Origin of the sequence: Intrasporangium sp., assembly GCF_036566125.1 — a bacterium.
Lineage (GTDB): Bacteria > Actinomycetota > Actinomycetes > Actinomycetales > Dermatophilaceae > Intrasporangium.
Genome location: NZ_DATCWX010000061.1, coordinates 1 through 6,798, shown reverse-complemented (window position 1 = coordinate 6,798; position 6,798 = coordinate 1). Strand labels below are relative to the sequence as shown.

7 protein-coding genes are annotated in these 6,798 nt (G+C 68.1%); 1 reads left to right on the top strand and 6 read right to left on the bottom strand.

Features of this window, described 5'->3' with window-relative positions:
• Nucleotides 1-68 precede the first annotated feature (68 nt).
• On the bottom strand, nucleotides 69-1,730 hold the full coding sequence (locus VIR15_RS03690; RefSeq protein ID WP_331926121.1) for a peptide ABC transporter substrate-binding protein: 1,662 nt from the start codon (nucleotides 1,728-1,730) through the stop codon (nucleotides 69-71).
• Between the two features lie 202 nt (nucleotides 1,731-1,932).
• Here VIR15_RS03690 and VIR15_RS03685 point away from each other — a divergent pair, with 202 nt between their 5' ends.
• On the top strand, nucleotides 1,933-2,730 hold the full coding sequence (locus VIR15_RS03685; protein WP_331926120.1) for a deoxyribonuclease IV: 798 nt from the start codon (nucleotides 1,933-1,935) through the stop codon (nucleotides 2,728-2,730).
• Nucleotides 2,731-2,838: 108 nt separating this feature from the next.
• On the opposite strand, the gene VIR15_RS03680 is transcribed toward VIR15_RS03685, so the two are convergent.
• The 5 genes from VIR15_RS03680 to VIR15_RS03660 all read right to left on the bottom strand — a co-directional run bounded on the left by VIR15_RS03680 (nucleotide 2,839) and on the right by VIR15_RS03660 (nucleotide 6,640).
• Nucleotides 2,839-3,693, bottom strand: coding sequence for an ABC transporter permease (locus tag VIR15_RS03680; protein WP_331926119.1), 855 nt, complete (start codon nucleotides 3,691-3,693; stop codon nucleotides 2,839-2,841).
• The gene (locus tag VIR15_RS03675; protein WP_331926118.1) at nucleotides 3,693-4,724 is read right to left on the bottom strand and encodes an efflux ABC transporter ATPase subunit, DrrA-related; all 1,032 of its coding nucleotides are present in this window, start codon (nucleotides 4,722-4,724) and stop codon (nucleotides 3,693-3,695) included. The genes VIR15_RS03680 and VIR15_RS03675 overlap by 1 nt, the downstream gene beginning before the upstream one ends.
• A 179-nt stretch (nucleotides 4,725-4,903) precedes the next feature.
• On the bottom strand, nucleotides 4,904-5,350 hold the full coding sequence (locus VIR15_RS03670; RefSeq protein ID WP_331926117.1) for a helix-turn-helix domain-containing protein: 447 nt from the start codon (nucleotides 5,348-5,350) through the stop codon (nucleotides 4,904-4,906).
• A gap of 67 nt (nucleotides 5,351-5,417) precedes the next feature.
• Complete coding sequence (locus tag VIR15_RS03665) at nucleotides 5,418-6,032, bottom strand: ClpP family protease (protein WP_331926116.1); 615 nt, start codon at nucleotides 6,030-6,032, stop codon at nucleotides 5,418-5,420.
• Nucleotides 6,029-6,640 carry an ATP-dependent Clp protease proteolytic subunit gene (locus VIR15_RS03660; RefSeq protein ID WP_331926115.1) on the bottom strand — a complete coding sequence of 204 codons (612 nt, stop codon included), beginning with the start codon at nucleotides 6,638-6,640 and terminating at the stop codon, nucleotides 6,029-6,031. Before VIR15_RS03660 ends, VIR15_RS03665 begins: the two co-directional genes overlap by 4 nt.
• Nucleotides 6,641-6,798 lie beyond the last annotated feature (158 nt).

Below are 6,798 nucleotides of genomic sequence, written 5' to 3'. Positions count from 1 at the left end.
GCGGCGACGACCCTACTCCGGGTCGCCGCCGCCACCAAGTCTGGAATGGTGTCAGCTGTTGCGGAAGGTCACTGCTGCTTCAGCGTCATCCTTCCGTAGTCAGCGCCGGAGATCTTGTTCCAGACGAACGTGTCGACGTTGGAGCTGCGGAGCGCCGCCTCCTTGTTGAACCACATCGGGATGACCGGGATGTCCTCGCCGACGATGTCCTCGGCGGCCTGGTACTTCGCGATCGCGCCCGCGAGGTCGGCTGCGGAGTCGCCCTCGGTGATCAGCTTGTCGAACTCGGGGTTCGAGTACCCCGAGTTGTTGCTCGAGGCATCCGTGCCGTAGAGCGGCTTGAGGTAGGTCTCGATGACCGGGTAGTCCGGGCCCCAGCCGAGGCGGAACGGACCGGTGAACTTCTTGGCGTCGGCGGTGGCGAGGTACTCGGGGAACTGGAGGTTCACCTTGATCTCGTAGTCGATGCCGAGAGCGGCCTTGATCTGGTCACCCACGGCCTGGAGCCACTGCTCGTGACCCGCACCGGCGTTGGCCCAGAGGGTGAGCTTGCCACCCTTGAATCCGCCAGCCTCGGTGAGCAGCTGCTTGGCCTTCGCGGCGTCGACCTTGCAGTACTTGCAGACGTCGGGGCGGAAGCCCTCGAAGGTCGGCGCGACGAAACCGGTGGCGGCCGTGTAGCGGCCGTCGAAGACCGCGTCGATGATCGGCTGCCGGTCGATGGCCAGCGACAGTGCCTGGCCGATGCGCTTGTCCTTGAAGTTCTCGTCGTAGAGCGGCAGGCCGACGTAGGTGAACGAGTCACCGGGGGCTTCGTACAGCAGGTCGGCGTACTGAGCCTTGGCCTCCTTGTACCGAGCCGGCGGGATGGTGTACATCACGTCGATCTCGCCGGCCTGGTAAGCGGCGTAACCAGCGTCCACGTCGGCGTAGATCCGGTACGACAGCGTGTCGGCCATGGCGTCCTTGGAGTCGCCCTTCCACGTGGTGCTACGAGCCAGCTTGATGCCGACGTTGTGCTCCCACGTGCCCTCGATCTTGTAGGGCCCGTTGCCGATCGGCTTCTCGTTGCACGCCTTGGTGTCCTTGAGGCACGCCTCCGCCACCGGGAAGAAGCCGGAGTAGCCCAGCGTCACCGGGAAGGCTGCGAACGGCTCCTTGAGCGCGACCGTGAACTCCGTGTCGCTGACCTTCTTGAGGCCGGACAGCTCCTTGGCCTTGGGCTCGGGCGCCTTCTTCGGCCCGTCGCCATCCGGGTCCGTCGACGTCATCTCGTCGATACCAGCGATACGGCTCATGAAGTAGGCGTTGTTCTGGGCGTTCGGCGAGTAGGCCGCGTAGTTCCACGCGCGGATGAACGCGTCGGAGTTGACCGGCTCGCCATTCTCGAAGGTGTAACCCTCCTTGAGCTTGACGGTCCAGTTCTTCTGGTCACTCGACTCGATCGACTCGGCCAGGTCGTTCTGGGCCTCACCGGTCTCGCCGTTGTAGGTGACCAAACCGCGGTACAGCTGGCGGATGACGTAGATCGACGGCTCGTCATCGCCGGCAGTGGGAAGCAGGAACGCCGGCTCCGAGGCGTAGATCCGAAGATCTCCACCCGGCTGGCCGCCGGCCGCCGCACCACCCGTGTTGCTTGTGCTGGGTGACTCGCTGCTGCTGCAGGCTGCCACCACCATCATCGTCATTGCGGTTGCAACCGCGATATTCACGGACCTGCGAACCTTCATCGGCTCCTCCTTGTGAAACCCCGGGGTTCTGGGGGGGTTGGGGACACACTTGCACCGTGAGGGGCGGGTAACCCAATCCAGCCGCGTCCTGTTATGGAAGCGTTGTCAACTGGGTGTCCGGATCGTGACGTCCGCATACCGGTCCAAAAGGTGCGGTCCGTGCGGGTCAGGGCACCCTCAGAGTCCCGCCTAGGCTGTTCCCATGCCCCTTCACATCGGTGCCCACGTCGACCAGGAGGATCCCATCGCGGAGGCGCGGGCGCGCGACGCGACGCTCTCCCAGTTCTTCCTCGGGGACCCGCAGAGCTACAAGGGCCCGGTCGTGCGGTATGCCGGCGGCGCGGCCGCCCTCAAGGCGGATGCAGCGGGAGCCGGCATCGACCTCTACGTGCACGCTCCGTATCCGATCAACGTCGCGAGCCTGAACAACCGGATCCGGATCCCGGGCCGCAAGCTGCTCCAGCAACACCTCCACATGGCCGCAGAGATCGGCGCCAAGGGCGTCATCGTCCATGGCGGACACCTCGGCGTCGACGAGGACGCGGCCGTCGGGTTCGACAACTGGCGCAAGTGCATCGACGGACTCGACCTGCCGATCCCGCTCCTCATCGAGAACACCGCCGGCGGGGACAACGCCATGGCCCGCCGCCTCGAGGCGATCGCGCGGCTCTGGGACGCCATCGGCGCGGCCAACGGCGGCGACACGGTTGGGTTCTGCCTCGACACCTGCCATGCCCACGCCGGCGGGAACGACCTGACGACAATCGTCGACAAGGTCCGCGCGATCACCGGCAGGATCGACCTCGTCCACGCCAACGACTCCCGCGACGCCTTCGACTCGGGCGCCGACCGGCACACCAACTTCGGCTCGGGCACGCTCGACGGGGAGGAGGTCGCAGCCGTGGTCAGCGCGGCCGGCGCTCCGATCGTGTGCGAGACGCCGGGCGGTGTCGAGGGGCAGACCGCCGACATCGCCTGGCTGCGCTCGAAGGTCGACTGACCGCGCTCGACGTTCGGGCACAGAGCACTCGCATCCTGCTCCGAATGCTGGAGCAGGATGCGAGTCCGGTTGTGCGCGGGAGGACCGCAGCCGGTCGCCCCACCAGGCTCAGTCGCGGGTGCGCTTGTTGAAGGCCCGGATCGAGAGGGGGGCCAACACCAGGGTCAGCCCGACCGACCAGAGGACCGTCGACAGGATCGGATGGTGCAGTGGCAGCGCCGAGTCGGGTGCCAGCGGCGGGGCGTTGCCCCACAGCTCGCGCATCGCCCGGACGACCGAGCTGATCGGGTTCCACTCGGCGATGGTGCGCAGCCACTCGGGATTCATGTTGGCCGCCGGCGCGAAGGTGTCCGCGAGGAAGGTCAGCGGGAAGATCGCCGTGAACATGACGCCCTGCACGGCTTCGATCGACTTCAGCGCCGAGCCGGCGACGATCCCGATCCACATCATCGCGAAGCCGAAGAGCAGCAGCAGGGCGTAGCCCAGGAGGCCGTCCCAGAAGCCGTTGTGGATGCGCCAGCCGATGAGCAGGCCCGTCACGGACATGACGACGACGCCGATGCTCGAGTGGATGAGGCTGTAGATGCTCCGCCCGATGAGGACCGACGACCGCGAGATAGGCAGCGACCGGAAGCGGTCGACGATGCCCTTGTTGAGATCGTTGGTCAGGCCGATGGCGACGATGAAGCACGAGAACGCCATCGTCTGGACCATGATCCCCGGCAGCAGCCACTCCCGGTAGTTGACCCCGGCGTTGATGGACCCGCCGAAGACGTAGGCGAAGAGCACCACGAACATGATCGGCTGGAAGGTGACGTCGGCGAGCATCTCGGGCATCCGGCGGATGTGTTTGAGGTTGCGCCAGACGTGCACGCGAACCTGCTTCACCAGGCCGGGCGGCTGGATGGCCGGACGGGCGGCGCCTGCGATCTCGGGCGCGGCCCGGACTGTGGTGTCGGTCATCAGGACCGCTCCTTCGTGTCCTGCGTGGACGCAGTGGTTTCATCGGTGTCGGCGTCCTCTGCACGATGACCCGTGAGGTGCAGGAAGACGTCGTCGAGGCTGGGGCGCTTCAGGCCGAGGTCGTCGAGGACGATCTCGGAGCCGTCGAAGATGCTCGCGATGCGGGTGACATCGGCGAGGCCGTCGGCCGGCGCGGTCAGCTGCCGGGCGCCCTCGTCGACGTGGACCTCGCGGACATGCGAGGCCAGCAGGCCGCGGGCCGCCTCGAGCTGGTCGGCGCGCGACACCGTGACGACGAGCGCGGCCTTGCCGGACTGGTCCTTCAGCTCGAGCGGGGTGCCCTGGGCGATGATCTGCCCACGGTCGATCACGACGATCCGGTCGGCGAGCTGGTCGGCCTCCTCGAGGTACTGGGTCGTGAGCAGCAGCGTGGTGCCGTCCGCGACGAGCTCACGGAGCACCTCCCAGAGCTCCACCCGGCTGCGCGGGTCGAGCCCGGTGGTCGGCTCGTCGAGGAAGAGCACGTGCGGCGCCGCGATGAGCGAGACGGCCAGGTCGAGCCGCCGCCGCATGCCGCCGGAGTACTCCTTGACGACCTTGTCCCCGGCATCGCCGAGCGAGAACCGTTCGAGCAGCTCGTCGGTGAGCGCCCGGATGGCGCTCTTGGAGAGCCCGTAGAGCGACCCCATGAGCAGGATGTTCTCCCGGCCGGTGAGGAACTCGTCGACCGTCGCCGCCTGGCCGGTCAGGCCCATCGAGTGCCGGACCGCGTCGGGGTCCCTGAGGACGTCGTGACCAGCCACCCGGGCGGTCCCGCTCGTCGGTCGGCTGAGGGTCGTCATCATGCGGACCGTCGTCGTCTTGCCCGCGCCGTTGGGCCCGAGGAGCCCGAGGACCGTGCCCTGTGGCACGGAGAAGCTGACGTCGTCGACTGCGACGAAGTCGCCGAAGCGCTTGACGAGGCGCTCGGCCTCGATCGCCGGCCCCGTGAACTGCTCTCGCGCCGGCCGGGCGCGCGTAGTGATGGTCATGGGTCCTTCCCTGTCTGTGGAGGTTGGGCGCTAGACGCTACGGGCAACCTCTGACAGTCACCTCTGACAGCATCGACTGCCACCCAGAAAGCCTAGGCGCGGTGTGCACAGCGTCAACATGTTTTTCCGCGCCTGCACGCCGACCATCCGCCGGATCGGAAGGCTGGCCGGGCGGCTCCTCAGGCGGCGAGGAGCACGGGCCCACCGCGCGCGCGGGTCGCGCTCGTGATGACATCGCCAGCACCGTCAACAGCCCGCGGGTGGACGCCCCGGCGCGAGGCGAGGTCGAGCACCCGCGCCTCGCGGGACACGGCGTCACTCAGGTCGCGCAGCTCCACATGAGCCGCCCCGACGAGCCCGACGATGGTCGCATCCAACGCACCACAGACGGCGGCGAGGATCTCGGACGAGGGTTCCTTGAGGCCGCGCTCGATCTCGGACAGGTAGGCCATCGAGATGCCGGCCTCGGCCGCGACCTCGGCGAGCGTTCGTCCCTGCTGCTTCCGCATGCGGCGCAAGAGCCGGCCGTAGACCTCCCGCAGGAGCGGTTGGACCAGGCGCACCCTCGGACGCGGCTGCGACTCAGGCGTTGGTCGGGTCGTTGCCGGGGTCATCGAGGGGCTCATCGCGGTCTCCGTTCCGTCGTCCGCTCCAGCGTCGCACGGCGGCTGCCGCGGCGCAGGTCACTTTCGCCTACGGCGAAACGGGAGCCTGCGCCTCGACGGCCCGCTCGATGACGTGGTCGACGATCCCGAACTCCACGGCCTGTTCCGCGGTGAGGACCTTGTCCCGATCCGTGTCGGCACGCAGCTGCGCGATCGACCTCCCAGTGTGCCGGCTCAGCACCTCCTCGACCTGCGCCCGCACGCGGAGCAGCTCGTCAGCCTGCAGGGCCAGGTCGGAGACCGTGCCCTGGCCACCCGCGGACGGCTGGTGGAGCAGGACCCGGGAGTGCCGGAGGGCGAAACGCCGGCCCTGCTCCCCTGCAGCCAGCAGCACCGCGGCCGCCGACGCCGCCTGCCCGAGGCAGTAGGTCGCCACGGGTGCCGGCACGAACTGCATCGTGTCGTAGATCGCCATGAGGGCCGTGAAGGACCCGCCCGGGCTGTTGATGTAGAGCGAGATCTCCCGGTCGGGACCGACGTCGGCGAGGTGGAGCAGCTGCGCCATGACCACGTTCGCCACCCCGTCGTCGATCTCCGTGCCCACGAAGATGATCCGCTCCTGGAGCAGCCGGCTGTAGATGTCGAAGCTCCGCTCACCGGCCGGGGTCCGCTCGATGACGTAGGGGATGGTGTAGCTGCTCATCCCAGACCCACCCTTCGCACGGCGGGAGCCGGCCTGACGTCGGTGAGGGACGCGACGACGTGGTCGACGATCCCGTAGGCCATCGCCTCGTCGGCACTGAACCACCGGTCCCGCTCACTGTCGGCGGTGATCTGCTCGACCGTCTGACCGGTGTGCTGCGACTGGAGCTCGTTGACCCGGCGCTTCATCGTCTTGAGGTTGTTGGCCTGCACCTCGACGTCCGCGGCCGTCCCCTGGATGCCGGCGGAGGGCTGGTGCATCATGATCCGCGCGTTCGGCAGGGCGAACCGCTTGCCGGGCGTCCCCGCGCCGAGCAGGAACTGGCCCATCGACGCCGCGAAGCCCACTGCGAGAGTGGAGACGTCGTTCGGGACGACGCGCATCGTGTCGTAGATGGCGAGACCCGCGGTGACCGAGCCACCCGGGCTGTTGATGTAGAGGCTGATGTCGGCTCGCGGGTCCCGGGCGGACAGCAGGAGGAGCTGGGCGGTGATCCGGTTCGCGATCGGGTCGTCCACCTCGGCCCCGAGGACGATGATGCGCTCGGCGAGCAGCTGCATGGCGAGCTGCTCGTCGAGCATCACGGGTGCTCTGGTCTCTGTCGTCATGAACCCAGCGTGCGACACCGCCGCCGCCAGCGAGGTGTCTCTCTGCCCCAAGCGGATTCGCCACAGGCGAAGAACACCCATGTCGTATGCCGCTGAGCTCGCTCCCGGGGTCCGTGCCGTCCCAGCCCTCCCGCCCAAGGCAACCCCTCGGTAACGTG